The organism is Peristeroidobacter agariperforans, assembly GCF_004138335.1.
Lineage (GTDB): Bacteria > Pseudomonadota > Gammaproteobacteria > Steroidobacterales > Steroidobacteraceae > Steroidobacter > Steroidobacter agariperforans.
In genome coordinates, this window is record NZ_RYFW01000001.1 from 332,913 (window position 1) to 357,592 (window position 24,680).

Genomic DNA, 24,680 nt, shown 5'->3' on the forward strand with positions numbered 1-24,680 from the left:
TTGGAAACCCACACTGGGAGGAGCATCCATGCTTGTCAGACAGAATCGAGTCCCCTTCAATCGTGCACGCGCGACCGTGGTTTCCACCGCCACGTTGCTGGGTATCGCGCTGGCGGGCTGCTCAGGCAGCTTTGCCGACAACAACCCAGCCGCTCAGGCCGCAGCCGCGAGCGCCGCGCCCGCTATTCAAACCGCATCGTCGCGCAACGTCGCGGCGGCCCTGCCGGATTTCGCTGGCTTGGTCGATCACTACGGCCCCGCTGTGGTGAACGTCGCCGTGGTCGGCAAGTCACAGCCCGTGAACAACGACATGCCGGGCATGTCGCCCAACGATCCGCTCAACGATTTCTTGCGCCGCTTCGGTCAGCCCATGCCGCGCGGCAATCAGCCGCCCCCGCGCGGTGAAGGCTCGGGCTTCATCGTCAGCGCCGATGGTTACATTCTGACCAACGCGCACGTAGTTGCCGACGCCGAAGAAGTCACGGTGAAGACCACCGATCGTCGCGAGTACACCGCGAAGGTCGTCGGTGTCGACGAAGCCACCGACGTCGCCGTGCTGAAGATCGACGCCAAGAATCTGCCGACCGTGAAGATCGGCGATCCGTCCAAGCTGCGTCCCGGCGAGTGGGTGATCGCCATCGGCTCGCCGTTCGGCTTCGAGAACAGCGTCACCGCCGGCATCGTCAGCGCGACCTCGCGCCCCATGCCTGGCAGCAACTACGCGCCGTTCATTCAAACCGACGTCGCGGTGAACCCGGGTAACTCCGGCGGCCCGCTGTTCAACCTGCAGGGCGAAGTGGTCGGCATCAACTCGCAGATCTTCAGCCGCAGCGGCGGTTACATGGGCCTCTCGTTCGCCATCCCGATCGATGTCGCGAGCAACGTGCAGACCCAGCTGGTCTCGACCGGCAAGGTCACACGCAGCCGCATCGGCGTCTCGATCCAGGACGTGAATGCGCAGCTCGCCGAGTCGTTCGGCCTCGATCGGCCGAAGGGTGCGCTGGTCGGCATGGTCGAAGACGACGGCCCGGGCGCGAAGGCCGGCATCAAGGCGGGCGACGTGATCCTGAAGGTCGACGGCACCGAGATCGATCAGTCCTCGCAATTGCCTGGTTTGATCGCGTCGAAGAAGCCCGGCAGCACCGTCAATCTTGAGGTGTGGCGTGACGGCGGCGTCAAGCGCCTGAGCGCGAAGCCGGTCGAGATCGCCGAGAAGGGCGTCAAGGTCGCCAATCGTGACGGCGTGGAAGCCGACGAGACTGCCAAGCTCGGCCTGGTCGTGCGCCCGCTGCAGAAGCAGGAGAAGCAGCAGGTCGAGACCGACGGCGATCTCGTGGTCGAAGACTCGGACGGCCCGGCGGCTGCCGCCGGCGTGCAGCGGGGCGACATCATCCTCGGCGTCAACGGCAAGCCGGTGAAGTCGGTGGAGGATCTGAAGTCCGCCGCACGCAAGTCCAAGGGCAAGGTCGTGGCGTTGCTGATCGAACGCGACAGCGCGCAGATCTTCGTCCCGGTGCGGACTGGCTAAACGTTTGAATGCTGACCGGCGATGGCAGACACTTCTCCCCGTGTTTCCCGGCAATCCCCGTGGCCGTCGCCGGTCAGCTCAACGTTCACGCATCGCATGAAACTACTGCTCATCGAAGACGATCTGCAGGCAGCCGAATATCTGCTCAAAAGCCTGCGCGAAATTGGCTACAGCGTCGATCACAGCCCGGACGGGCGTGACGGCCTGGAGAAGGCGACGCAGCGTCATTACGACGTGATCATCGCCGACCGCCAGCTGCCGCACATCGACGGGTTGACCATCATCACCTCCCTGCGCGAACGCAACGACCGCACCCCGGTGCTGATCCTTTCTGCGCTCGGCACGGTCGACGACCGCGTCCATGGCTTGAAAGCCGGCGGCGACGACTACCTCACCAAACCTTTTGCTTTCGCCGAACTGCTGGCGCGCATCGAAGCGTTGAGCCGCCGCGGCACCGCGTTGGCCGAATCGAGCCGGCTCAAGGTGGCGGACCTGGAGCTGGACCTGCTGGCCCGCAAAGTGACGCGCGCCGGCCAGAACATCGATCTGACCACCAAGGAATTCCAGCTGCTGGAGTTCCTGATGCGCCGGCCCGGCCAGGTGGTCACGCGCACCATGCTGCTCGAAGGCGTGTGGAACCTGCACTTCGATCCGCAGACCAATATCACCGACGTGCACATGAGCCGCCTGCGCAATGCCGTCGACAAAGGCTTTTCCCGGCCCCTGATCCACACCGTGCGTGGCGCGGGCTACGTACTCAAGGAATAGGCGACCAGGCGGCGGCGGGAGACGTCGTACAATGGCCGCCACTTCAGAGGTTCTTCAGAGCAGCGAACGCATGACCGACTCCGGCCGTCCGGATGCCGCCGGGCCGACCGGCCGCCCGCGACCGCGCATGCGACTGTCCACGTCGCGGCTCGCGACGCTGTTCATCGTGATTTTCGCCGTCGGCGTCACGTTGGTGCTGACCGCCGTTTATTTCCTTACTGCACGCGTGCTCGACAACGAAGTCGATGCCGTCATCAACTCTGAGGTCAACAATCTGGTGGACGACTATTCGCGCGGCGGTCTGCTGCAGCTCGTCGCTACACTACATCGGCGTGCGGATGGCTGGGGTCGCACCGGCGCCGTCTATCTCCTGGTCGAGAACAATGGCTTTCCCATCGCGGGCAATCTCGCCCGCTGGCCGCAGGTCGTCAGTCGCTATAACGATTGGGTGGAGTTCGAGATCGACGCCAGCGACGCCGGCGGCTCGGTCTCGCATCCGGTGCGCGCGCAGATCATTCGCTTGCCCGGCAATCGCTGGCTGCTCGTCGGCACCGACATCCTGGATCGCAGCCGCCTCGCCTCCCGCTTGCGAACCGCCATGTTCTGGGGCGTCGGCGCGAGCGTGCTGCTCGCCACTTTGTTTGGTTTGAGTTACAGCCGGCGCATTCGACGACGCGTCAAAGCGGTCGCGGCGACGTGCGAATCCATCATGGCCGGCAACTTGTCACAACGCCTGCCCGTCGAACCCGCGCACGACGAGTTCGACGCGCTCGCCACCGCCGTGAACCGCATGCTCGAAACCATCGAGCAACAGACCGAGACGCTGCGCACGACCTTCGACAGCGCCGCTCACGATTTGCGCGCACCGCTGTATCGCGCCCGCGTGCGAATCGAAGAGTCGCTTCAGCACGAGGGGCTCGCTGATAACGTTCGCGAGACGATGGACGCAACCCTGGCCGAACTGGACCGCGTGCAGCGAACGCTGGGCACGCTGCTTCAAATCGCTCAAACCGATGGCCGCGGCCGCGACGTTCCCACCGAAGACGTTGACGTGGCTGCGCTCGCTCAAGAACTCGTCGAGTTGTATCAACCCGAAGCCGGCAATAGAAACATCAGCCTCGACTACCAAGGCGACGCAACCGCCTCGGTCCATGGCAATCGCCAGCTGCTCGCGCAGGCTGTGGTCAATCTGCTGGAGAATGCGATCAAGTACGTGCCCGAAGGCGGCAAGGTCGAGGCTAGCGTCCGCGCCATCGGCGACTCACTCACCTTGACCGTCGCCGACAACGGCCCCGGCATCCCCGAACTCGACCGCGCCCGCATCCTGCAACCTTTCGTGCGCCTCGAACGCGACCGCGACCAGGTCGGCAGCGGCCTCGGCCTGAGCCTGGTCGCTGCGGTGATGCGACTACATAGAGCGACGATCGAGCTGCTCGACAATCACCCAGGGCTGCTGGTGCGATGTGTGTTGCCGGTGCGCAAAGAGCTTACGGCCGACCCTGCCAGCGGTGCGGATGCCGGCTCCCGTGCATGATGGCTACAACGACAACGTCGTCTGCCTCGACACGAAAGTAGATTCCGAATGGGAAACGCGCCATCAGAGCGCGGCGAGTACCCCATCCTCAACCAGGCGAAGACGTTCCTCCAGCGGCAATTTTCGCAGATCAGCGCTCATGAGATCAGCATACCCGGGTGTATGGCGTTTGCAAAAGCGCCGACCGGAAAACCGATGTACGAGTTGTGAGCGCTTCTCGGGCATGAGCTACCGACAGAGCCGAATGACATATCCGACTGTACGTCTGCGCAGCTCGACCTCCACCCTGAATTTTAAAATTAGCGTCGGGCCTAACGTTACAAACAAACTATCGGCGGCTTCTCCTACCCCGCAATCGGCGCCATTGCTGCCGTGACGGGCGCGGCAGCGCCCTCTTCACGAGCTTCACTCTCCGCGACCGGCGTCGATCCCGCTTCCGTTGCGGCCGGGGGCATCACGCTGAGCAGCGTGCCGTTCTCATGCATGATCGCTTCTTCGGTGCGGCGGTTCATCACGATGATGCTGATGCGGCGATTCACCGGGCTGTCGGGCACCGCGCTATCGAGCAGCACGCTCGAGGCGAGACCGACGACGCGACCCACCTTCTCCTGCGGCAAGCCGCCGGTGACCAAGGCGCGACGCGCTGCGTTGGCGCGATCTGCTGACAACTCCCAGTTGCTGTAGTTGTTGGCAATGTACGGTTTGATGTCGGTGTGACCGCTGATGCTGATGCGGTTCGGCACGTTGTTGATGATGTTCGACAGCTCATAGAGAATCTTGGCGCTGTACTCCTCGAGTCGCGAGCTGCCCAGCGGGAACATCGGGCGGCGCTCGTGATCGACGATCTGAATGCGCACACCTTCCGGCGTGATATCCAGCAGGATCTGATCCTTGAACTTCGCGAGCGCCTCGCGCGCATCGATGGCTTCCTTCAACGCACGCATCAGCGAGTTCAAGCGCTCCTGATCGAGCTGTTCGGCGCGCTTCTCCGCCTCTTCGTCATTGACGACTTGCGCTGGCGGCGCTTCCGGGTTGTCGCTGGCGGTGTGTAACTCCATACCGCCGCCCAGCTGAATCATGCTGGTGCTGGCGCCGCCGGGACCGTGGATGGACGTCGGTGACGGGACCGTGCTCGTGCCCGGCACGGCGGACGGATTGTTGAAATATTCCGAGATCGCGCCCTTCTGCTCTTCGGTGGTGGAGCCCATCAGCCACATGAGCAGGAAGAACGCCATCATCGCGGTCGCGAAGTCGGCGAACGCGACCTTCCACGAGCCGCCATGGTGACCATGGCCGCCCTTCTTGACCTTCTTGATGATGATCGGCGCGAGCGATTCGCCGTCTTTACCCTTGCGTGCCATGGCGTGTCCCGGTTACGAGATCAAGCCTTTTTGCCGCGCAGCTGGGCTTCGAGATCCTTGAAGCTCGGCCGCAGATCCGCCGGCGTCGACTTGCGGCCGAACTCGATCGCGATCTGCGGCGGGTGACCCTGCAGGAATCCCATGATGCAGGTCTTGATAGCGGTGTAGAACGCCGTCTCGTCGCGCGCGCGGCGTTCCATGGCCGTGCTCATCGGGCCGAGCAGACCGTACGCGAGCAGAATGCCGAGGAATGTACCCACCAGAGCAGCCGCGACCTTGATACCGATCTCTTCCGGCGGGCCGCCGAGCGCGCCCATCGTGTTCACGATGCCGAGCACCGCGGCCACGATGCCAAAGCCCGGCATGGCGTCCGACACTTTGTTGAGCGCCTGCGCCGGCTCTTCGCCGCTGTGATGATGAGTCTCGATTTCCAGGTCCATCAGCGCTTCGAGCTGGTGCTGGTCCATGTCGCCACTGATGATGAGACGCAGATAATCCTGGATGAATTCGACGGCGTGGTGATCCTCGAGGATCAGCGGACGCTTCTTGAACAGATCGCTTTTTTCCGGCTCCTCGATGACACGCTCCAGGCCCATCATGCCCTCCTTGCGCGCGATCGACAGCAACTCGTACATGACCGAGAACAGCGCGAGGTAGTGATCCCTGTTGTAAGGCGAACCTTTCAGCAGGGCGGGAATGGCGGCCGCGATCTTCTTGGTGACGCTGAACGGATTGGCAATGATCATCGCGCCGATCGCGGCGCCACCGATGATGAGCAGCTCGGAGGGCTGCCACAGGGCGCCCAGTTGGCCGCCGTGGACGGCAAAGCCACCCAGCACGCAGCCAAACACCACGACGATGCCGAGGATCAGGTTCATTGATTATCCGTAGGAACGATCAGCCCGCGGCTCCACGGCCGCACAGTCACTGATTCGGCATAATCCCCGACGGCTTGAGGCGCGACCGGCATGGCAGATCCGCGGTTTCCTCCTAGGCGAATGCCTTATTGGGTTGTTTAATCACCGCCAGACAGGCACTTAGCGACGTTCGACGAGGCTTCATGAATATTCTGAGAAGGCATTTTCGCGGCCTGCAGCGAGGGTCCTGGGTCGGCATCAGCGCCTGTCTGGTGGCGGCCGGAGCCTGGGCGCAGTCGCTGACCGTGATTGATTTGAAGTACCGCCGCGCGGAGGAGTTGATCCCGGTTTTGCAGCCTTTGCTCGAACAGGGCGGCGCGTTGACCGGGCAGGACTACAAACTGTTCGTCCGCACCAGCAGCGGCAACCTCTCGCAGCTGCGCTCCGCAGTCGCTCAGTTGGATAAACAACAGCGACAGATGTTGGTTTCTGTGCGCCGGAGCACAGCGCAGGACATTCAGCGGGAGCAGGCATCCGCGTCCGGAACGTTGAGCACGCGCGATGGCGTGTCTGCGACGGTGCGCGCCGGCGAGCGGAACTTGCAGACAAACGACTCGAGCGTTTCCAGCGTACAGGTGCTCGAAGGCAATTCCGCCTTCATCGCCACGGGCACGAGCGTGCCCATTGTGACGGCCGTCGCAGTCGGCGGCGGTAAACGGCCGTTCGTCGCCGGCAGGGTCGAGCATCGCAATCTGCAACGCGGCTTCATTGTGACGCCACGCGTCAATGGCGACCAGGTGATCCTGCAGATCGATCAACAGGACGAGCGCGTAGGCGGCAACGGCATTCAATCGCAGTCATTGAACACGCAAGTCATGGGCCGGCTGGGAACCTGGATCCAGCTCGGCGGCGTGAGTGAGTCTTTCAGCAGCACCAACAGCGGCATTGCCAGTCGCAGCTACAGCACCGGCGGCAATGAGCTGTCGGTGTGGGTGAAGGTGGACGCACAGTGACCCGGATCACATCGCACCGTCGAATGTTTCTTCACTGACAGCCTCGATGTGATGCGCGCACTGCGGCCGCTGGCAGCTGGTCAGTACCCTGCGCGTCATGTTTGCTCATTGGCGAATCCTGGTGGCGTTGGGCGCCCTCGGTGCGGGCATAGGCGCGCTGGTGGAAGGCCGCGCCATCGATCATCCTCCGGGAGTATTGGTTGCCGATGAGCCGATCCAGCGCCTGGTGCAACGGGCGCCGTTTGCCCACGGCGAATATGAGCTGACGCCGCTGGCCGATTTCGATCTCGAAGCGCGCGTGCTATCGGTCGAGGAATACAGCATGGACGGCGGCGCTCGCGTCTCGCCCATCGATTTCGCGCTCGGCTGGGGCCCGATGTCCGACAGCGCCGTGCTCGCTCACTTTCGCATCCGCCAGGGCGCACGTTTCTTTTCGATTTATCCCGATGAGCAGGCCATCGACCTGAACACCGCCATGCTCAATGCCTCCAACATGCACCTGATTCCCGCCGATGGCATTCTCGAGGACCGTCTGAAGGGCGTGAAGCCAGGCAACATCGTGCGCCTGCGCGGCCAACTGGTCAGCGTGCTCGGTCCGGATAATTTCACCTGGAAGAGCTCACTGAGCCGCGCCGACCGGGGCGACGGCGCCTGCGAGTTGTTCTACGTCGAGTCGATCGAACAGCGCTGAGCCTTCAGCTCCGCCGCATCCACTCCGGATCCGGGATCTCGTGGAACGCATGGCGCAAGATCTCGCTCCAGCGAGTGCGGATCATGCGGAAGTACGCATGGTTCTCGTCGATGTTCACGTGGCTGTGGATCTTCAACTCATCGCGCTTGACCGATAGCAGGTCCAACGGCACGCCCACCGAAAGGTTCGATCGGATCGTCGAGTCCATCGAGATCAGCGCGCACTTGGCTCCCTGCGCGAGGCTGGTGCTGCGTGAGATGACACGGTCCAGGATCGGCTTGCCGTACTTCGACTCGCCAATCTGGAAGTACGGCGTCTCCGGCGTGGCCTCGATGAAATTGCCGGCCGCGTAGATACAAAACAGCCGCGGCTCTTCGGAGCCGATCTGACCGCCGAAGATCAGCGAGGCGTTGAATTCGATGTGATGCTCTTTGAGCGCCTCGGCATCGCGCTTGTGAACCTCCCGCAGCGCCTCGCCGACCGCGAGCGCCGCCTCGAACATGTTCTTGGAGGTCCAGATCCCCTTGATGCCCGGCTCGTTCTCATGCTCGTGCAAAACATTCACGACTGCCTGGGAGATGGCGAGATTGCCGGCCGACATCAGCACCATGACGCGATCGCCCGGTCGTTCGAACAAGGTTATTTTGCGGAACGTGCTGATCTGGTCCACGCCCGCGTTGGTGCGCGAGTCGGAAAGAAACACCAGCCCGGCATCGAGCAGCATGCCTACGCAATACGTCATAGCTACAACCGCAATTAGTGGGCGGCAGTGCCCAGGAAACGCGAACTATAGACTCTCTCTCGAGACACAGGCCATCACTGTTGCGCGGCTGCTGCAATCCGTACCGCGACCTGCATTTCTTCCGCTCCGCCGCCGCGACGGACACCGCGAACCGGACAAGCATCGAGGTAATCGCGACCTACGGCCAGCCGGCAATGTCGCCCGTCGGTGGGCGTGCGATGAGTCACATCGATGGACATCCAGCCTTGTTCCCGGCCGGTCCAAACATCCACCCACGCGTGGCTGGCGATTTCGCCCTGGGGGCCTGCGTAAAAGTACCCGCTGACATAGCGTGCTGGAATGCCGGCGCTGCGGCAGCTCGCTATGTAGACGTGCGCATGATCCTGGCACACGCCTGCACCCCGCGCGAACGCTCGCGAGGCGGATTCGTGCACGTCAGTGGCCCCTTTTTCATAGCGCACTTCTTTACACACCGCTTCCGCGAGCTCGAGCAACTTGCCTCGCAAGTCCGCACCCGCTGCCAAGCGAGGGCGCGCAAAGCTTGCGATGACCTCATCTGGACGAGTGAGCGGCGTCTCGGCCAGAAAGGCCAGCGGTGACAGCTGCCCCTCGTCAGGCAACGACACGGCGGGATGATCCTCGGTCTCGACGACGCCGTTCACGACGATGCGAATTTCCTTGTGCGGCTCATCGAGGGTGAGCAAATGCACGATGTTGCCGTAAGCATCGACTTGCGAGCGACAGTGTCCCGGCGTCGCCATGTTCCAGCTGAGCGCGCGTTGCATGGGATCGCGCCGAGGGGTCAGCCGCAGGTTTTGCACGCTGCGTTTCACGGGCTCGCCGTAGCGATACAACGTTTCGTGTCGGATATGTAATTGCACGCACCTGCTCCTAGTCAGCAGCCGACACCAGGAAGTCTCGCGACACACGATCGCCGAGATCGCGCACCTTACCGAGAAATCGCACCAGGTATTCGTGCAGCCCGATTTCGAACACGCTGTCGATACGCCCGAAGTGCAGCGACGCCTGCAGCTCACCGGCCCGCCGCTCGGTCTCCGCTGACTGCGCGTTCCGCACCGATTGCAGGTGCATGTGTACTTGAGACATACATCGACGCAGCGAGCGCGGCATGTCATCGCGCAGAACGAGCAGTTCTGCCACACGTCTCGGCGTAATCAAGTCGCGATACACGCGACGATAGATTTCGAACGCGGACACGGAGTGCAGCAGCGCGCTCCACTGGTAGTAATCCGCCGCGCCGCCTGCTTGTTCGCCGCGAGGGAGCAGCAAGTGATACTTCACATCGAGAATGCGAGCGGTGCTGTCGGCGCGTTCGAGATAGGTGCCAAGCCAGGTGAAGTGCCAGGCTTCATCGCGCAACATCGTGCCTTGAATGACGCCCCGCGCGACGTGCGAGCGATATTTCACCCACTCGAAGAAGCTGCCCACTTCCTCCTCGTTGGAAGAGCGCAGGCTGGTGCCGCGCATCTCCAGCCAGGTCGCGTTCAACGTTTCCCAGATCTCTGAAGTGAGCGTGCCACGCACGGCGCGCGCGTTTTCTCGGGCGGCGTGGACGCAGCTGCAGATGCTCAAGGGATTGTCGCGGTCGAATGCCATGAACGCGATGACGTTCGACGAGGTCACGGCGCCGTAACGCTGCCGGAAGGCGTCCATCAGACCGATGATGGTGAGAGTCGCGATCCAGCCCTGCTGCAGGATTTCAGCTCCTTGAGGGAGCAGCGACATGCGCGAGTTGACGTCGAGCATGCGAGCAAGGTTTTCGGCACGCTCGGTGTAGCGCGCCATCCAGTAGAGATGATCGGCGGTGCGGCTCAGCATGCGCGTACGCTCTGCGGGCTCCCCCGCCGAGAGAGGGTAACAACCTGTGGCGGCGTTATGCGCTGGTCGGTCATCGCTCCAGCACCCAGGTATCTTTCGTCCCGCCGCCCTGCGACGAATTCACCACCAGCGATCCTTCTCTCAGCGCCACTCTGGTCAGCCCGCCGGGCACCAATGTGACTTCCCGACCGGACAACACGAACGGTCGCAGATCGATGTGCCTCGGCGCGATGCCGGCGTCCACGAACGTCGGGCACGCCGACAGCGCGAGCGTCGGTTGCGCAATGTATTTCTCCGGCGCGCGCAGGATCCGCTGGCGGAACGCTTCCAACTCCGCCTTGCTCGCAGCCGGGCCGATCAACATTCCATATCCGCCCGCGCCGTGAACTTCCTTTACGACCAGCTCTCGCAGATGCGCGAGCGTGTAGTCCAGATCTTCTTTGCGCCGGAGAACGAACGTCGGCACATTCGACAGCAGCGGCTCTTCGCCGAGGTAGAAGCGCACCATCTCCGGCACATAGGGATAGATGGACTTATCGTCCGCGACACCCGTGCCAATCGCATTCGCAATCGTCACGCGTCCGGCGCGGTACGCCGCCAACAATCCCGGGATGCCCAGCATCGAGTCCGGCCGAAACACCAGCGGATCCAGAAAGTCATCGTCGATGCGCCGATAGATCACATCCACTCGCTGCGGACCACGAGTGGTGCGCATGTAGACGAACTCGTCGTCGACGAACAGATCCTGCCCTTCGACCAGCTCGATACCCATCTGCTGCGCGAGGAACGCATGCTCGAAGTACGCGCTGTTATAAGCACCCGGCGTCAGCAGCACGACGGTAGGATCGTTCACGCCCGACGGCGCGACGCTGCGCAGATTCTCCAGCAGCAGATCGGGATAGTGCTCGACCGGCGCTACCGAGTGCAGCGCGAACAGCTCGGGAAACAATCGCATCATCATGCGCCGGTCTTCCAGCATGTATGACACGCCCGAGGGCACGCGCAGGTTGTCTTCGAGAACGTAGAACTCACCCTCGCCGGCACGCACCACATCGATGCCGGCGATGTGCGCGTAGATGGAGCCCGGCACATCGATGCCTTGCATCTCCGGCCGGTACTGGCCATTGCACAGCACCTGCTCGGCGGGAATGCGCCCCGCGTTCAAGATCTCCTGCGAGTGATAAATGTCGTTGGTGAACGCATTCAGCGCGCGCACCCGTTGCTTCAAGCCGGCGGCGAGATGTTTCCATTCGTTGGCCGGAATGATGCGGGGAACGATGTCGAAGGGAATCAGCCGCTCGGTGCCGGCGTCCTCGCCGTAAACGGTGAACGTAATGCCGACCCGATGAAACAACGTGTCGGCCTCGGCGCGCTTGTGAGCAACGCGCTCGCCTGGCGTGCGCGCGAGCCACGAAGCGAAGGTCTTGTAGTGCTCGTGCTCGCGCACGTCGCCGTCGCTGGCATGCATTTCATCGTACGGAGTCGCCAACATCCCGACCTCTGTTGTAGTCGGGCAGCGATGCCTCGACTCGAGCTGGATGTCAGGCGACGGAGCGAAAAACGTGCCAGCGCCGGAAACGGCGAGTTATGCGTGATTCCTGGGCGCTTCGGGGCGGGACGCACCAGCATAAGGCCCGCACGACGGGCCCCACGCACGAGGATGGGGCGGGCCCCATCCTCCCGACCGGCTCAAGGCATCTGGATCTTGCCGCCACCGCGGCCGGTGATGCCCGGCACCGGGCCCTGCGGAACCACGAGCTGCGAAGCCTGCTGGCGGCGCATTTCCTGGATCTGCTGAACGGTGCGCTCGATCGCGACCTGGGCCGCCGGCGCAAAGCCGATCACGGCATCGGCCAGTGTCTGGCCCTCGATCTCGAAGTTGATCGGCACCGGGCCCATGTTGGTCATGATCTCGGCCTGGCCGATGAACAGCACCGGCCGGCTGGGATCGGCAGAGCCGTCGGCGCGCACCGGCGAGAGGCGGCGGATCGCACCGACGCGGCGGTCGGTGAAATTGTCCTCCTGGTAGAGCCCCTCGGCGTCCATCTGCGGGTCCTGATTGCGGTCTTCGGCCATGTGAAACCTCTAATGAATTCGCCCGCTTGCAGCAGGCTACGGTATCTGCGAGTGCTTTTTGACAGTAGACCAGTCGGCGTGCCTGTCTTCAAGGCGAACGGTCTTCGTCAGGGGGCACAACGCCGTTACAATGGGGGCATCTTCAATGAGAGCAACGGGCGCCAGCCGCCTCGAGTGACGACCCATGCAGGAACCCGATAACCCCTTCAGCGAGGCCTTCGGCAAGGCCGTCGATCTGGGCAACCGGATCGCCGACACGGATGACAAGGCCGATATCTGGGACATCGCCGACGGTTTGCTGGCGGGAGCCGTGCAGTACTGGTTGTACTCGCGGCAGCCGTGCTCGGATCCCGAATGCGAAGAATGCCAGCCGATCAGCACCGCCGAGGGCCGGATCGAAGAGCTGCGCAAACTGATGCGTCAATTCGCCGAAGAAAGCGAATATTTCCATTCGCCCACCGACCGCAATGTAGGCCGCGCTTAAGTAGAGAAGGCTCCTTCTCCGCCCGCGCCCCGCGTGGCGAATTTTTCGCCACGCGCTCAGCATCATGACAGTTGCTCATTGTCAACGGCGCGCGCATGAATTTTTCGCAGCAAAAAATAGTTTGCGTGTACGTGTTTGATCCGTAATGAGGCGTAAATACAACGGCGAAATGCGACCCGGTTTTGCGATCTGGCGCACACCGTGGAATTCGTGTCGCCCTTCACACTTTCGCCCGCGTGGCTTCTGCGGGAGACCGATGCGGTGGGAATGTTGAAGAACTTGAAGCTCAGACATCGCGCGTACGTGTGCGCATACAACTCGTTTCGCTTCGCCGCGCGACTGCGCGGGGACCTGAGCGAGTTCGCGCCTTCGATCGCCGAAACCCTGGAGAGCGTGGGTGATGAGCTCGCGGCGCTGGCCCGTGATAGTTGCCCGACGGAAGGCGAGCGTCGCCAGCTGATCGAGGGCCTGGAAGGCGCGCTGCGTGCGCTAGGCCTGTCGGATGCGGCCCAGGTCCACATCGTTTCTCAGCTCGCGCCACGGATCATGGCGGGCGAGCCGGCGAGCGCGAGCAAGGAAGCCTGGACGCGCATGGCGGTGTAAAAGCAGCCCGGGGAACAGCTGAATGAGACATAAGCTCGAGGCCCGGCCCGCAAGCCACCTGTCGCCAAACGCCTTGTCTGCTGAAAGCGACCATATTGCTTGACTTATGCCTTCAGCGTGTCGATGATCAAAACGTTCCTACAAAGAAATTTCTTGGTCGATTTTTTACGGGCAAACTCGCCGAAAGGCGAGGACGCAAAGCTTCCGGTCTAACGGATTCATTCCTAAGACAGCGGGGTTGCCACGGGCCGCGACATGATGCGGCAACGGTTTCGCCACACAAGAAAACAGCGAAACTGCCGTGAATGAGCGCGACGCGCATAAGCGCGCTCACTTCCCCCCCGCAGAAAGGATCCGTTCAGCCGAAGTGCGTCCACCGCAGCGGGCGGTATTCGGCGGCGCAACGGGTCGGGGAAGAAACGTGGAAGACAATACCAGCAAGGTCTATGTAGAGCCGGAACGCTCACAGCCGCCGCTCGTCTCCCAGAACGCAGGGAGCGGTACGCAGCTGTTTGTCATCAACCTGTGCGCGTCGATCGCGCCGGTGTCGACGACGGGCCGTAACATTCCCGGGCTCGAGAATTACAAGCTTTATCAGGTCGCGCGCGTCGAAGACGGACGCACGCGCCATCGTTTGCGCCTCGGCTTCTTTACCAACGAAGCGCATGCTGAACGCGTGCTCACCGTCGTACGTCAGCAATATCCGACCGCATTCACGACCAGCCTGAGCGATGAAGATCGCCGCTTCACCCGCGGCTATGTGCCGGCCGCGGCGCCGGCGCCCGCACCCCGCCCGCCTGTTGCTGTTGTCAACACACCGCCGCCTGCTCCTGTTGCCGCAGCCCCTGCCGCGAAAGCCGCCCCTGCTCCGAAGGCTGCGCCAGCGCCGCAGGCCGCCGCGAAACCCGCTGCGCCGAAGCCCGCTCAACCTGCAAAGGCCGCCGCGAAGAAGGCTCCGAACGACGAAGTCGTCGAGATGACCTGGGAGCCGGACGAAGCCACCAAGGCCGCAGTCACGTCCGCCTCGTTGCCGAAGATAAAGGCGCTGACCGAAGCGCCTGGCCTCGATGAGATGAGCTGGAACGACAGCCCCGCTCCGGCGCCCGCTGCCGCTCCGGCGCCCGCTGCCGCGCCGGCCCCTGCGGCCGCATCCGCGACGGCGAAGGAACCGCTGGCCGTTGGCTTGTTGAGCGGCAAGTTCGCCGCACTCGATACAGGCAAGCTGAAGATCAAGACCAATCCGGCGCCGGCTGCGCGCCAGGCCGCCACTCCGCCCGCCCCTGTCGTCGTCCCGGCGAAGCTGGATACGTCCGCGAGCGTGCGCGTGCCCGCTCTGACGTTCTCCGATCCTGAACCGACCCCGGCCGCCGCTCAGAAGAGCAACGGATCGAACCAGCCGTATCATGTCGGCAAGGGCGTCAATATCGAAGAAGTCGACGCGTTCGAGCTCGACCTCTACGACGACCCGCCGGCCAAGGCCGCTGCACCAGCTGCTGCGAAGCCAGCGCCGGCCGTAGCAAACAAAGCGGCCGCTGCGCCAGTAAATAAAGGGGCCGCTGCGCCGAAACCCGCCGCTGCAAAGCCTGCAGCGCCGCCGGTTGCCAAGAAGGCCGAGCCGCCTGCGAAGCCCGCTGCTGCCGTAGCAAACAAAGCCGCGGCGCCGTCTCCGAAGCAAGTGCCGCCCGCACTGGTTCGCGACTCGTCGCATGCGCATCCGAATCTCGACAGCACCCAGACCATTCGCGCGCTGACCAGCGAAGAGCTGAACGAGAACGCGCAGGACAAGTGGTTTGCGATTCAGCTGGCTGCGTCCGAGCAGCCGGTGAATCTGGACATCCTGCCGCACCTCGATATCTTCGAGGCGTATCGTTTGTATTCCGTCGCGACGGCGGGCAGCGGCAAGATCGTGCACTCGCTGCGTCTGGGCTTCTTCAAGGAAGCGGTGTCGGCCGAAGCGGTCGCGGGATATCTCAAGACGTTCTTCCCGTCGCCCTCGGTTCTGCGCATCAGCGTCGCCGAACAGGCGCGCTTCAAAGATGCTCCGCAGCCGCGTCGTGCCGAACGTGAAGAGCCGAAGAACAATGTCGTCGAGCTCAACAATGCCCGCGCCAATCGCGCGCCCGTTGTGCCGACCATCACGATGGAAGTCGATACATCGGCGACTGGCGCATTCCGTCCCAATGCCACGGGTGCGTTCCGCCCGAACGCCACGGGAGCGCTGAACTCCGCCACCGGCACGTTCAAGCCTGGCGCGACCGGCGCGTTCAAAGCCAACGCCACGGGCGCCTTCAAGCTGAACTCCACCGGCGTTCACAAAGCACTGGACAGCCGAGTCGCCGCCAAATCCGCCGCCCCTGCGACCAAGCGCTCCGAGCCGACTCGCGCCGGTAATACCGGCAAGCACAAGCAGCTCAAGAAGAGCCTGGCCGAGGAGCTGATGGAGGAGGCACGCGAAGTCGAGCTGTCCGAGAGCGGCATTCGCAAGCTGCCGCAGAACAACTCGTTGCTGTCGCGCCTGCTAGGCAAAAAGAAGTAACTGCGGCGTTTCGGCGCGCCCTCTCGCGCCGACCCTTCGGTCTGCGGCACACTGCACCGTCCCATCCTGACGAGGCTGCGCCGTGGACATCCGAACCGCCGATCTTTGCGATCAATTCAGCGACGAGTTGGAAATCTGTGAGCCGTTGTTCGGCGACTTCGGCGGACAGCTCCAGTTCGGCGGCCCGATCGCCACCATCAAATGCTTCGAAGACAACTCGCTGGTCCGCGAACTAACCGCTGAAGCTGGCGACGGACGCGTGCTCGTCATCGATGCCGGCGGATCCATGCGTCGCGCAGTGGTTGGCGATGTGCTCGCCCGGAAAGCCATCGATAATGGCTGGGCCGGCATCGTGGTCTACGGTTGTATCCGTGACTCCGCAGCGATGGCCGACATGCCCATCGGCGTCAAAGCGCTCGGCACGCATCCTTTGAAGACCGACAAGCGCGGCGAAGGCCAGCGCGACATCGTCGTTCGCTTCGGCGGCGTAACGTTCCGTCCGGGCGATTGGTTGTATGCCGACGAGGATGGCGTGATCCTCGCTCGCCGGCAGTTGGTCAAGTAACGACCGACGAGCTCGCGGCGCTCAACTGATCTTCGCGGTCCGGGTGAGCTTTTCGAATTCCGGCAGCGACGCTTCGAAGTAGTGGAGCGCGGCGCCATCCAGCGTCATCACATAAAGCTTGCCGTCGCTGACGGCCAGCACCGAGCGGCCGCGACGTTTGATTTCATCCGCGCCAACGTAGCTGTAGTTACAAACGCATCTTCCCTGCGTAGCCCGTCAGCTCCAGGTAACCGCGACCTATGGGCTTGCCCGCTTCGAAGGCGCGAACAGCACCCTCCCAATAGATCGTACCGGTACTGCCGCTCGCATCGTTTTCCTGATCGTCGATGAGCGGCTGCAACGTGATCACACGCTCGCCGACGGTCACTTGCCACTCGATCGGATAGCGAACGCCCGTGCGTGACGAGCGCCAGTAGCGCAGCGGCTTCCACTCCACTGCTTCGGGTTTATACGAAACAGCATTGTTGGCGCTGGCGTCCCGCCACTTCGCAGCGGCCCACAGTTCGCGGTCTCCAGAGCCGCGCATCTGGAACAGCATCAACGCGCCGCCGTCGTCGAGGTTGATGCCAACCCAATCCCAGCCCTGCGCGCGCTCATCGACGATGCCGCTGGACCACTCGTGGTCGAACCAAGCGAGGCCGCGCACCGATTGATCCTTGCCGCCGATACCGATGCGGCCGGTGACGGCAAGTTGAGGCAGGCTGTAGTAATACGATGCCGAGATCGGGTTCGGGCCTTTTTGACTGAAGCCCTGATCGCCCTGAAGCAGGGGCGGCGCTTTCGGCTGCAGCTTCAAATCGAGCTGTAAGTCGTCGGCTTTGGCCACGGCGATATATCCATCGCCGTCGCGCCGCAGCTGCCAATCGTCGATATAAACATCGAGCGACCCTTCCGCAGCTTCAGCGAGCCCAAACCCGGGCCGCGCGGACTTCTCGTGATGTAACAACGAGCCGCGCTTTGGATCGCTGACCGCCAGGTGAGCGAACAAAACCTGGCGCAAGGCGAATCGCGAAGGATTGTCGTCGTCGATGCCGGTGCGCGAGCGAAAGAAAGTGAGTTGAAACCCGAGCGGCGCACCGGAGGTGTCTTCGACCCAGCCGGTGACATACCACCATTCCGTCTTGAACAGAGGATGACTGCCCTCGTCGCGTGGGAATTCCATTTGATAGCCGGGCGTTACGTCAGGATAGACAACCTCGGCACGTGCACCGGCGGCAACGAGAAGCGCAACCGATAGCACCACGCAAACACGCGCAACGATGCGCTCCAACACGCGCTGAGCATCTAACAAGGACGGGTTGCGCGCGACGACCCGGCGCATCACCAATCCTCCCTGACCGCGCGCACGACTTCGCCACCCATCGCCTGCCGACCACTTACGACCGCGATCAATGCAGCCGCCGCGATCAACGCCGCGCTCAAGCCAGCGAGCAATCCGACGGGCGCGCTCAAATCCATGCTCCAGTGAAACGACTGCCGGTTCACGACGTAGATCAAAATCAAGCTGATAGCGGTGCCCGCGATCAAACCAACGATCACGCCGAGCGCGCCGAGCACCGAGCCTTCAATCGCCAGCATCGTCGCGACCTGGCCACGCGTAAAGCCCAAATGCCTGAGTGCGCCGAACTCGCTCCGCCGCGCCAGCACCTGAGCACTGATACCGGCCGCAATGCCGAACAAACCGATAGTCACGGCCACCAGCTCCAACAAATAGGTTATCGCAAACGTTCGATCGAACGCGGCCAGCGACAGCTTGCGCAGCTCACCTGGCGTGCGCATATCGTGATCCGTGCCCGGTGGCATCAGGTCGCGAATCGCATTGCCGACCTTGCCTATGTCCGCTGCGTCATCCAGCCAGAACCAGACGGTGTTCACCGCGCGATCACCAGTCAATGCCACGTAATCATCTCGTCCCATGACGATCGCGCCGTTCTGATGCTCATAGTCGCGCCACACGCCGCGCACCGAGCCGACAACTTGCTTGCCTGCGAGATCGAACTCGATCTCATCGCCCGACTCGATGGCGAACAGATCCGACGCCGCCTCGCTCACCCACACCGGCAAGGCGCCGCTCGGGGGGTCGTCAGTCGCGGTGCTCATCATCCACAACGTCTTTTCGGGATGATCGCGATTCATCGAACGGGCAATCAAAGTCAGAGCCGGACGATCGGGCGAGAGCTGCACGCGAGCAAAGCGGTTGTACTCCACATGCTCGACACCCGGCACCCGCCCCATCGATTTCGCCAGCGACTCGTCCAGATACGACGACTGACCGACGTAACCGACGCGCACATACAAGTCCGCCGGCAGCACCTTCTGTGTCCATTGATCCAGCGAGTCGCGGAATGACGTAACCATGATGGCCATCGACGCCATCAAGCTGAAGCTGACGATGATGGAAGAAACACTGAGCGTCGCGTACTTCGCCGTGCCGGCGATCTGCGCAATGGCAATCTCATACGGAATACGACGCCAGCGCGGCGCGTGACGCAGTACGAAGCGAACAACCGACGGCATCGCCACCACGCAAGCAATGAGGAACAACGCGATGGCAACGAAGCCGGGCAATGGCAGCCCTGCGATCGGCGGCAAACTCACGGTGATCGCCGCCAGCACACCGAGCGTCAACACCATCCAGCCATGTGGGCGAATCTCACCGCTGGTGATGTCGCCTGCCTTCAGCGCACTGGCCGTTGGAACCCGAGCGGCGTCGAGCGCAGGCCGCAGCGCTCCTGCAACGGCCACGCCGATGCCGAGCAACGAGAACACTGCGACTTCAGCAACATGAACGTTCAACCCAGGCGCGAGCCCGCGAAAGTAACCAGCGCCCAGGTCGGCGCCGAGCGCACTCAGTCCGATCCGCGCGATCAGCACACCAAGTACGATGCCAACCGCCGCGCCGAGCACGCCGACGATCACGGTGCTCGAAAGCATCAACAGCAGCTGTTCCGTGCGGGTCACGCCAATCGCGTGCATGACCGCGAACTCACGACGCCGGCGCAGCGCCGCCAGCGACTGCGTGGAATAAACAAAGAAGCCGCCGGTGAACAGCGCAACCAGCGCCAGTGCCGTAAGATTGGACCGATACGCACGCGACAATCTCAAAGCATCGTCGGTCGCTTCACCTGGCGTCGTAACGCGCACCGTCGGCGGCAGCAGTTCCGCGAGCGCTGCTTTTACTTGCTCCGGACTGGAACCGGTCGCGAGCCGCAGATTGATGCGCGACAGCTTACCGAGCCGTTCGAACACCCATTGAGCGGTCGCGATATCGACGACACCACCGAAGTCCTGCAGCGCCGCCGGCGGCAGCACTCCGGCCACACGCAACCGCTCCCGCTTCACGCCAACCTGGAATTCGATGAACTCGCCACGCTCGAGCTGCAATTCGCGCGCCGCGCTTGCGCTCAAGAGGATGGAGCGATTGCCGAACTGATCGTCAGTTTGTTCATCGCCCGCGTCAGCGCCCGATCTCTCTTCATCGGCGCCGGCGCCAACAACCGACGCTGCGAATGCCGGCTGCAAAAGCTTCGAGCGGAAGCCGTCCATCCCGAGCACCATCAATGGACCGCGACGGCCGACGACCTTCGCTTCGACTTCCACGACCGGGCTGGCCACCACCACACCGGGTGTTCGAGCGATGCGCGGATACACACTTTCGTCGAAGCCCTCTGCGCCGCCTTCGATGGCGAGATCGGCGAGCCCATACAAGCTGCGCGCCGCCAAGGAAATTTCATCGGCAGCGGAACGATTGATCAGATAGATCGCGAGTCCGAGCGCCACACCCAGCGCAATCGCGAGAACAGCGAGCAGCGTGCGCCCCGGCGAGCGCCGCATGGGGCCGGTGATCGCGGCCTCGATGAGCAGCGGCGCGATCACGACTGACGGGAGGAACCTGCTGCGCGCGGCGCCAATCCTTGCCGGGAAAGTTGCAGGATGCGATCGGTGGTGGCGGCCGCCAGCTCCGAATGAGTCACCAGAATGCCGGCCGCATTGTCGCGCTTGAGTTGCGCCGCCAGCAGCTCGAGGACTTCAGCCGCGGATTCGGAATCGAGATTGCCGGTGGGCTCATCCGCGAGCACCAATGCCGGACGATGCGCCAGCGCGCGAGCGACGGCGACACGTTGCATCTCACCGCCGGAGAGTTGGGACGGCGCAGCGTTGGCACGTTCCAACATGCCGACGGCGTCCAACAACTCACGCACTCGATCGGCAGCTTCGCGACCTTGCTGGCCATTCAGAGCCAGCGGCAAGGCAACGTTCCGCTCGACGCTCAAGTGCGGCAACAAATGGAATGCTTGAAACACGAAGCCCATGCGCGCCCGGCGCAGGCGTGTGCGTGAATCGTCGTCGAGCTCGCCGATATCCCGACCGTCGAGCGAGATCCGCCCGGCGTCCGGCGTATCGAGCCCGGCGATCAGATTGAGCAGTGTGGATTTGCCGGTGCCCGACTCGCCCATTACGGCGACGTACTCCCCCGGCGCGAGCTGCAGAGAAACGCCGCCGAGCACCTGTCGCGGCGGCGTTCCTCCGAAGGATTTGCTGATGTTCTCGACCCGCAGCATCAGAAGCCGATGATGACTCCCAGCGCGGCCTGGTATTGCACGAACGTATCGGACTTGGCACGGATCCCACAGGTGCCCACGCCGTTATCCGAGACGCAGAAGACGTTGCCGCTGCTATCGAGCAGCGTAACGAAAGCACGCGCATCGAAGCGCACGCCAAAGTGATCCGTGACAGGCACCTTGAAGCCGCCGCCCACCGAGAACGCGAACTTGGTCTCGTCATCGAGCCCCGGACCGTCCGGACTGAGCCGCGCTCCGCCGATCGTCATGCCGAAATACGGAATCACGGTCTGGGCGTCCTGATACATGACGGTGCCGCCGATCTGCAGATATTCCACGTCGAGATCCAGCGGCACGGCGCCGTCGATCGAGCTGCCCTGCTTGGTGTAGATCAGCTCGTAGTGCCGCCATTCATCCGCGGCGGCATCGATGAACAAGCCGAAGCTGTTGTCCGCATCCAGATCGCGATCGGTGTTGGTGGTCGGGTCTTCGAATTCGCCGCCGGCCATGTAGCCGTAGAACGGGGTGAACTCCCAGCTCGAATACGTATCGGGCGCGTGTTGCGCGGAAGCGCTGGCAGCCGCCGCCAACAGCGTTACGCCAAACGCGGCGCGCATCCAGTTGCGCAGAGAAATCTGTCGTGGAAAGAACCACTTACCAATGTGCCAATGCATAGCCTAAAGACTCCTTCGGTGCGGCCGCGGGCCGACTTCGGCTGACCGTCGCGCCGGCTAAGTTAACATGTCGCAGGTTCGTTGCCTGAACGTTGCCCTTCACCACCTATTCGCCCCCACGCCGTCAATCGAGTCACAATGAAGTGGTCGGGTTTTCTGGTTGCGGCCGTGTTCGCCGCGCTCACCTTCGCCCTGTGGGCGTACGTGAACCGGCCGACCGCCGAGCCGCCCTGGCCGGCGCGCGTGCAGGGCATGGCGTTCTCGCCGTTCCAGGCGGGGCAGGACCCGTTCGTGCAGGTGCTGCCCACCGAGCAACAGATCGACAGCGACCTGCGACTGTTGGCCGACAAGGTTACCGCCGTTCGCTCCTATTCCACGCTGAAGAGCCTGGGCAGGATTCCAGAGCTCGCCGCTCGTTACGATTTGAAAGTCACGGTGGGCGCCTGGCTGGATCGGCGTCTTGCCACCAACGATCGGGAAACGGCCGCCGCCATCGAGCTGGCCAGGCAGCATCCCAATGTGATCCGCCTGGTGATCGGCAATGAAGCCATCCTGCGCGGCGACCTCACCGTCGCGCAGCTGACCGAGCAGCTGGATCGGGTACGAGAAGCAGTGGAGCAGCCCGTCAGCACTGCGGAGCCGTGGCACGTCTGGCTGAAATATCCCGAACTGGTCGACCACGTCGACTATCTGGCTGTGCATTTGTTGCCTTATTGGGAAGGCATCCCGGTCGATCGCGCCATCGAGTACGTGGTCTCGAACATGGAGCAATTGCGGCGCGCCTATCCCGGCAAGCCCATCGTGATCGCCGAGGTCGGCTGGCCATCGGACGGGCGCACTCGCGGCGGGGCGGTCGCTTCGACCAGCAATCAGGCGATGTTTCTTCGGCGCTTTCTGGATCTCGCCAGACGCGAGGGCTATGTCTACTACCTGATGGAAGCGTTCGATCAGCCCTGGAAGGCCCGATATCAAGGCGCGGTCGAAGCGTACTGGGGCGTGTATGACGTCCATCGTCAGGCCAAGTTTGCATTCGTCGAACCCATTGTCCGCATTCCACAATGGCAAACGCTGGCCGCGGTGACCGTCGCGATCTCGACGGTGATCCTGGCCATGCTCTACTTCCACAGCCTCGCGCTCGGCACGCGGGGTCGCAGCTTGCTGGCCGTCGTCGTGTACGGCGTCGCCACGACCTTGGTCTGGATCATTTACGACTATTCGCGACGCTACCTCACCGTTTCCAGCATCTTGATCGGCACCTTGCTGATCCTGGGCATGCTCGGCGTCATCGCCGTGCTGATAACGGAAGCGCTGGAATGGGCCGAGGCGCGCTGGGGCAAGCCGCGCAAACGGCCGTTCGATCTGTCGGCGCTCCAGATGCCGGTGCTGCCCAAGGTCTCGATTCACGTGCCGGCGTACAACGAACCGCCCGAGATGTTGATCGAGACGCTCGACGCGCTCGCTGCGCTGGACTATCCCGACTACGAAGTCATCGTCGTCGACAACAACACGCCCGGGCCCGCCGTCTGGCGGCCTGTCGAAGAGCATTGCCGGAAGCTCGGCGAGCGCTTCAAGTTCCACCACGTCGAGCCACTCAAGGGCTTCAAGGCCGGCGCGCTGAACTACGCGCTCAAACATACGGCGGCCGACGCTCGCGTCGTCGCCGTGATCGACAGCGATTACAAGGTCGAACCGCACTGGTTGCGCACGCTCGTGCCGGCATTCGCGGACGAAAATCTCGCAATCGTGCAGTCACCGCAGGATTACCGTGACGCCGAAGAGAACGCGTTCAAGGCCATGTGCTACGCCGAGTACCGCGGCTTCTTTCACATCGGCATGGTCGTGCGCAATGAGCGCAACGCCATCATTCAACACGGCACGATGACCTTGGTCCGACACTCGGCGTTGAAAAAAGCCGGCGGCTGGGCCGAGTGGTGCATCACCGAAGATGCCGAACTGGGACTGCGACTGTTCGAGCACGGCTACGACGCACAGTACCTACCTGTGACTTACGGGCGCGGGCTGATGCCCGAGACCTTCACCGACTATAAGAAACAACGCTTCCGCTGGGCGTACGGCGCCGTTCAGATCCTGCGTGCGCATGCGGATGTGCTGCTGAGCTCCGATCAACGCCTGACCAAAGGCCAGCGATACCACTTCATCGCAGGGTGGCTGCCCTGGATGATGGATGGCTTGAACCTGATCTTCAATTCGTTCGCTCTGGTGTGGTCGGCCGCGATGATCCTCGCGCCTCATCGCTTCGATCCGCCGCTGATGATGTTCTCGGTGCTGCCGCTCGCGCTGTTCGCGTTCAAGCTCGCAAAGCTGGCGCATCTGTATGCATCGCGCGTCGGCGCAAACATTCGTCAGACATTGGCCGCCGCACTGGCTGGCCTGGCCTTGTCACATGTCGTCAGCGTCGCGGTCGTGCAAGGGTTGCTGACGCGCAGCCAACCTTTCTTCCGAACGCCGAAAGGCAAACAACCGCACGCATTGATCGAAGGCTTCGCCGCCGCACGCGCCGAAACGGCCTGGATGGTCGTGTTGGTGCTTGCAGCCATTGGTCTGACGGGTCAGTACACGATCGCCCCAGGCCTGGTGGTCGGAATTCCCGAGGAATTGAAGGCGCCCGATGTGTCGCTGTGGGTCGCGGTGCTGCTCATTCAGGCAATCCCTCATGCGGCCTCCCTGGTTATGTCACTGATCAGCGCCCTGTCGCTGCCGGCCCGTTGGCTGGGCCGCCCGCCAATGAGCACGGGCGTGCCAGCCGCCGCGCCCTTTCGTGCCCAAGATTCCGCTGACTAGTTCTAGAAAGCGCGAAATTCCCGGCTTGTGAGGCCGCTGGCCCGG

General features: G+C 63.0%; 21 protein-coding genes and 1 riboswitch. Of the genes, 10 read left to right on the forward strand and 11 right to left on the reverse strand.

Annotated features, from left to right (window positions below; all coding sequences use genetic code 11):
- The first annotated feature begins 28 nt into the window (after nt 1–28).
- From EK373_RS01465 to EK373_RS01475, 3 genes are all read left to right on the forward strand, one after another.
- Nucleotides 29–1,528 (forward strand): DegQ family serine endoprotease, encoded by a 1,500-nt coding sequence (locus EK373_RS01465; protein WP_129640975.1) that lies wholly within the window; start codon nt 29–31, stop codon nt 1,526–1,528.
- Between the two features lie 96 nt (nt 1,529–1,624).
- A complete protein-coding gene (locus tag EK373_RS01470) occupies nt 1,625–2,296 on the forward strand; it encodes a response regulator (RefSeq protein WP_129640976.1) in 672 nt (223 codons plus the stop codon).
- A 70-nt stretch (nt 2,297–2,366) separates the two neighbouring features.
- Nucleotides 2,367–3,830 (forward strand): sensor histidine kinase, encoded by a 1,464-nt coding sequence (locus EK373_RS01475; protein WP_198683006.1) that lies wholly within the window; start codon nt 2,367–2,369, stop codon nt 3,828–3,830.
- 344 nt (nt 3,831–4,174) lie between these two features.
- Here the strand turns inward: EK373_RS01475 and motB are convergent, their stop codons facing one another.
- Together motB and motA are read right to left on the reverse strand one after the other, a co-directional pair.
- On the reverse strand, nt 4,175–5,191 hold the full coding sequence (gene motB / locus EK373_RS01480; RefSeq protein WP_129640978.1) for a flagellar motor protein MotB: 1,017 nt from the start codon (nt 5,189–5,191) through the stop codon (nt 4,175–4,177).
- A 20-nt stretch (nt 5,192–5,211) separates the two neighbouring features.
- A complete protein-coding gene (gene motA, locus EK373_RS01485) occupies nt 5,212–6,069 on the reverse strand; it encodes a flagellar motor stator protein MotA (protein ID WP_129640979.1) in 858 nt (285 codons plus the stop codon).
- Nucleotides 6,070–6,251: 182 nt separating this feature from the next.
- Between motA and EK373_RS01490 the strand changes: the two genes are divergently transcribed.
- Both EK373_RS01490 and EK373_RS01495 read left to right on the forward strand, forming a co-directional pair.
- On the forward strand, nt 6,252–7,061 hold the full coding sequence (locus EK373_RS01490; RefSeq protein WP_129640980.1) for a secretin N-terminal domain-containing protein: 810 nt from the start codon (nt 6,252–6,254) through the stop codon (nt 7,059–7,061).
- 97 nt (nt 7,062–7,158) lie between these two features.
- Nucleotides 7,159–7,752, forward strand: a complete 594-nt coding sequence (locus EK373_RS01495; RefSeq protein ID WP_129640981.1) for a hypothetical protein — start codon at nt 7,159–7,161, stop codon at nt 7,750–7,752.
- Nucleotides 7,753–7,756: 4 nt separating this feature from the next.
- Here EK373_RS01495 and EK373_RS01500 read toward each other — a convergent pair whose 3' ends face one another.
- The 5 genes from EK373_RS01500 to EK373_RS01520 all read right to left on the reverse strand — a co-directional run bounded on the left by EK373_RS01500 (nt 7,757) and on the right by EK373_RS01520 (nt 12,409).
- The gene (locus tag EK373_RS01500; protein ID WP_129640982.1) at nt 7,757–8,494 is read right to left on the reverse strand and encodes a proteasome-type protease; all 738 of its coding nucleotides are present in this window, start codon (nt 8,492–8,494) and stop codon (nt 7,757–7,759) included.
- 74 nt (nt 8,495–8,568) lie between these two features.
- A complete protein-coding gene (locus EK373_RS01505; protein ID WP_129640983.1) occupies nt 8,569–9,375 on the reverse strand; it encodes a transglutaminase family protein in 807 nt (268 codons plus the stop codon).
- A 10-nt stretch (nt 9,376–9,385) separates the two neighbouring features.
- A complete protein-coding gene (locus tag EK373_RS01510) occupies nt 9,386–10,333 on the reverse strand; it encodes an alpha-E domain-containing protein (RefSeq protein WP_129640984.1) in 948 nt (315 codons plus the stop codon).
- 70 nt (nt 10,334–10,403) lie between these two features.
- Nucleotides 10,404–11,825 carry a circularly permuted type 2 ATP-grasp protein gene (locus EK373_RS01515; protein WP_129640985.1) on the reverse strand — a complete coding sequence of 474 codons (1,422 nt, stop codon included), beginning with the start codon at nt 11,823–11,825 and terminating at the stop codon, nt 10,404–10,406.
- 197 nt (nt 11,826–12,022) lie between these two features.
- Entirely contained in the window at nt 12,023–12,409 is a 387-nt protein-coding gene (locus tag EK373_RS01520) for a hypothetical protein (RefSeq protein WP_198683007.1), read from the reverse strand.
- Nucleotides 12,410–12,593: 184 nt separating this feature from the next.
- Between EK373_RS01520 and EK373_RS01525 the strand changes: the two genes are divergently transcribed.
- From EK373_RS01525 to rraA, 4 genes are all read left to right on the forward strand, one after another.
- On the forward strand, nt 12,594–12,893 hold the full coding sequence (locus tag EK373_RS01525) for a hypothetical protein (RefSeq protein ID WP_116807048.1): 300 nt from the start codon (nt 12,594–12,596) through the stop codon (nt 12,891–12,893).
- 201 nt (nt 12,894–13,094) lie between these two features.
- Nucleotides 13,095–13,496: a hypothetical protein gene (locus EK373_RS01530; RefSeq protein WP_129640986.1), complete on the forward strand. Its 402-nt coding sequence runs from the start codon at nt 13,095–13,097 to the stop codon at nt 13,494–13,496.
- A 160-nt stretch (nt 13,497–13,656) separates the two neighbouring features.
- Nucleotides 13,657–13,742, forward strand: a riboswitch (cyclic di-GMP riboswitch).
- Between the two features lie 175 nt (nt 13,743–13,917).
- The gene (locus EK373_RS01535; RefSeq protein ID WP_129640987.1) at nt 13,918–16,032 is read left to right on the forward strand and encodes a hypothetical protein; all 2,115 of its coding nucleotides are present in this window, start codon (nt 13,918–13,920) and stop codon (nt 16,030–16,032) included.
- Between the two features lie 82 nt (nt 16,033–16,114).
- Nucleotides 16,115–16,597 carry a ribonuclease E activity regulator RraA gene (gene rraA / locus EK373_RS01540; RefSeq protein ID WP_129640988.1) on the forward strand — a complete coding sequence of 161 codons (483 nt, stop codon included), beginning with the start codon at nt 16,115–16,117 and terminating at the stop codon, nt 16,595–16,597.
- A 187-nt stretch (nt 16,598–16,784) separates the two neighbouring features.
- Here the strand turns inward: rraA and EK373_RS01545 are convergent, their stop codons facing one another.
- The 4 genes from EK373_RS01545 to EK373_RS01560 are packed head-to-tail and all read right to left on the reverse strand — an operon-like array spanning nt 16,785 to nt 21,833.
- A complete protein-coding gene (locus EK373_RS01545; RefSeq protein WP_129640989.1) occupies nt 16,785–17,918 on the reverse strand; it encodes a lipocalin-like domain-containing protein in 1,134 nt (377 codons plus the stop codon).
- Nucleotides 17,918–20,473 carry an FtsX-like permease family protein gene (locus EK373_RS01550; RefSeq protein WP_129640990.1) on the reverse strand — a complete coding sequence of 852 codons (2,556 nt, stop codon included), beginning with the start codon at nt 20,471–20,473 and terminating at the stop codon, nt 17,918–17,920. Before EK373_RS01550 ends, EK373_RS01545 begins: the two co-directional genes overlap by 1 nt.
- Nucleotides 20,470–21,159, reverse strand: a complete 690-nt coding sequence (locus tag EK373_RS01555; RefSeq protein WP_129640991.1) for an ABC transporter ATP-binding protein — start codon at nt 21,157–21,159, stop codon at nt 20,470–20,472. Before EK373_RS01555 ends, EK373_RS01550 begins: the two co-directional genes overlap by 4 nt.
- On the reverse strand, nt 21,159–21,833 hold the full coding sequence (locus EK373_RS01560) for an outer membrane beta-barrel protein (RefSeq protein ID WP_129640992.1): 675 nt from the start codon (nt 21,831–21,833) through the stop codon (nt 21,159–21,161). Before EK373_RS01560 ends, EK373_RS01555 begins: the two co-directional genes overlap by 1 nt.
- A gap of 138 nt (nt 21,834–21,971) precedes the next feature.
- On the opposite strand from EK373_RS01560, the gene EK373_RS01565 reads away from it, so the two are divergent.
- Entirely contained in the window at nt 21,972–24,635 is a 2,664-nt protein-coding gene (locus tag EK373_RS01565; RefSeq protein WP_129640993.1) for a glycosyltransferase, read from the forward strand.
- Nucleotides 24,636–24,680 lie beyond the last annotated feature (45 nt).

Excerpts from the sequence above, each read along its gene's own strand:
- EK373_RS01465 (WP_129640975.1), top strand. The coding sequence starts at position 29 with ATGCTTGTCAGACAGAATCGAGTCCCCTTCAATCGTGCACGCGCGACC.
- EK373_RS01470 (WP_129640976.1), top strand. The coding sequence starts at position 1,625 with ATGAAACTACTGCTCATCGAAGACGATCTGCAGGCAGCCGAATATCTG.
- EK373_RS01475 (WP_198683006.1), top strand. The coding sequence starts at position 2,367 with ATGACCGACTCCGGCCGTCCGGATGCCGCCGGGCCGACCGGCCGCCCG.
- motB (WP_129640978.1), bottom strand. The coding sequence starts at position 5,191 with ATGGCACGCAAGGGTAAAGACGGCGAATCGCTCGCGCCGATCATCATC.
- motA (WP_129640979.1), bottom strand. The coding sequence starts at position 6,069 with ATGAACCTGATCCTCGGCATCGTCGTGGTGTTTGGCTGCGTGCTGGGT.
- EK373_RS01490 (WP_129640980.1), top strand. The coding sequence starts at position 6,252 with ATGAATATTCTGAGAAGGCATTTTCGCGGCCTGCAGCGAGGGTCCTGG.
- EK373_RS01495 (WP_129640981.1), top strand. The coding sequence starts at position 7,159 with ATGTTTGCTCATTGGCGAATCCTGGTGGCGTTGGGCGCCCTCGGTGCG.
- EK373_RS01500 (WP_129640982.1), bottom strand. The coding sequence starts at position 8,494 with ATGACGTATTGCGTAGGCATGCTGCTCGATGCCGGGCTGGTGTTTCTT.
- EK373_RS01510 (WP_129640984.1), bottom strand. The coding sequence starts at position 10,333 with ATGCTGAGCCGCACCGCCGATCATCTCTACTGGATGGCGCGCTACACC.
- EK373_RS01515 (WP_129640985.1), bottom strand. The coding sequence starts at position 11,825 with ATGTTGGCGACTCCGTACGATGAAATGCATGCCAGCGACGGCGACGTG.
- EK373_RS01520 (WP_198683007.1), bottom strand. The coding sequence starts at position 12,409 with ATGGCCGAAGACCGCAATCAGGACCCGCAGATGGACGCCGAGGGGCTC.
- EK373_RS01525 (WP_116807048.1), top strand. The coding sequence starts at position 12,594 with ATGCAGGAACCCGATAACCCCTTCAGCGAGGCCTTCGGCAAGGCCGTC.
- EK373_RS01545 (WP_129640989.1), bottom strand. The coding sequence starts at position 17,918 with ATGCGCCGGGTCGTCGCGCGCAACCCGTCCTTGTTAGATGCTCAGCGC.
- EK373_RS01555 (WP_129640991.1), bottom strand. The coding sequence starts at position 21,159 with ATGCTGCGGGTCGAGAACATCAGCAAATCCTTCGGAGGAACGCCGCCG.
- EK373_RS01560 (WP_129640992.1), bottom strand. The coding sequence starts at position 21,833 with ATGCATTGGCACATTGGTAAGTGGTTCTTTCCACGACAGATTTCTCTG.
- EK373_RS01565 (WP_129640993.1), top strand. The coding sequence starts at position 21,972 with ATGAAGTGGTCGGGTTTTCTGGTTGCGGCCGTGTTCGCCGCGCTCACC.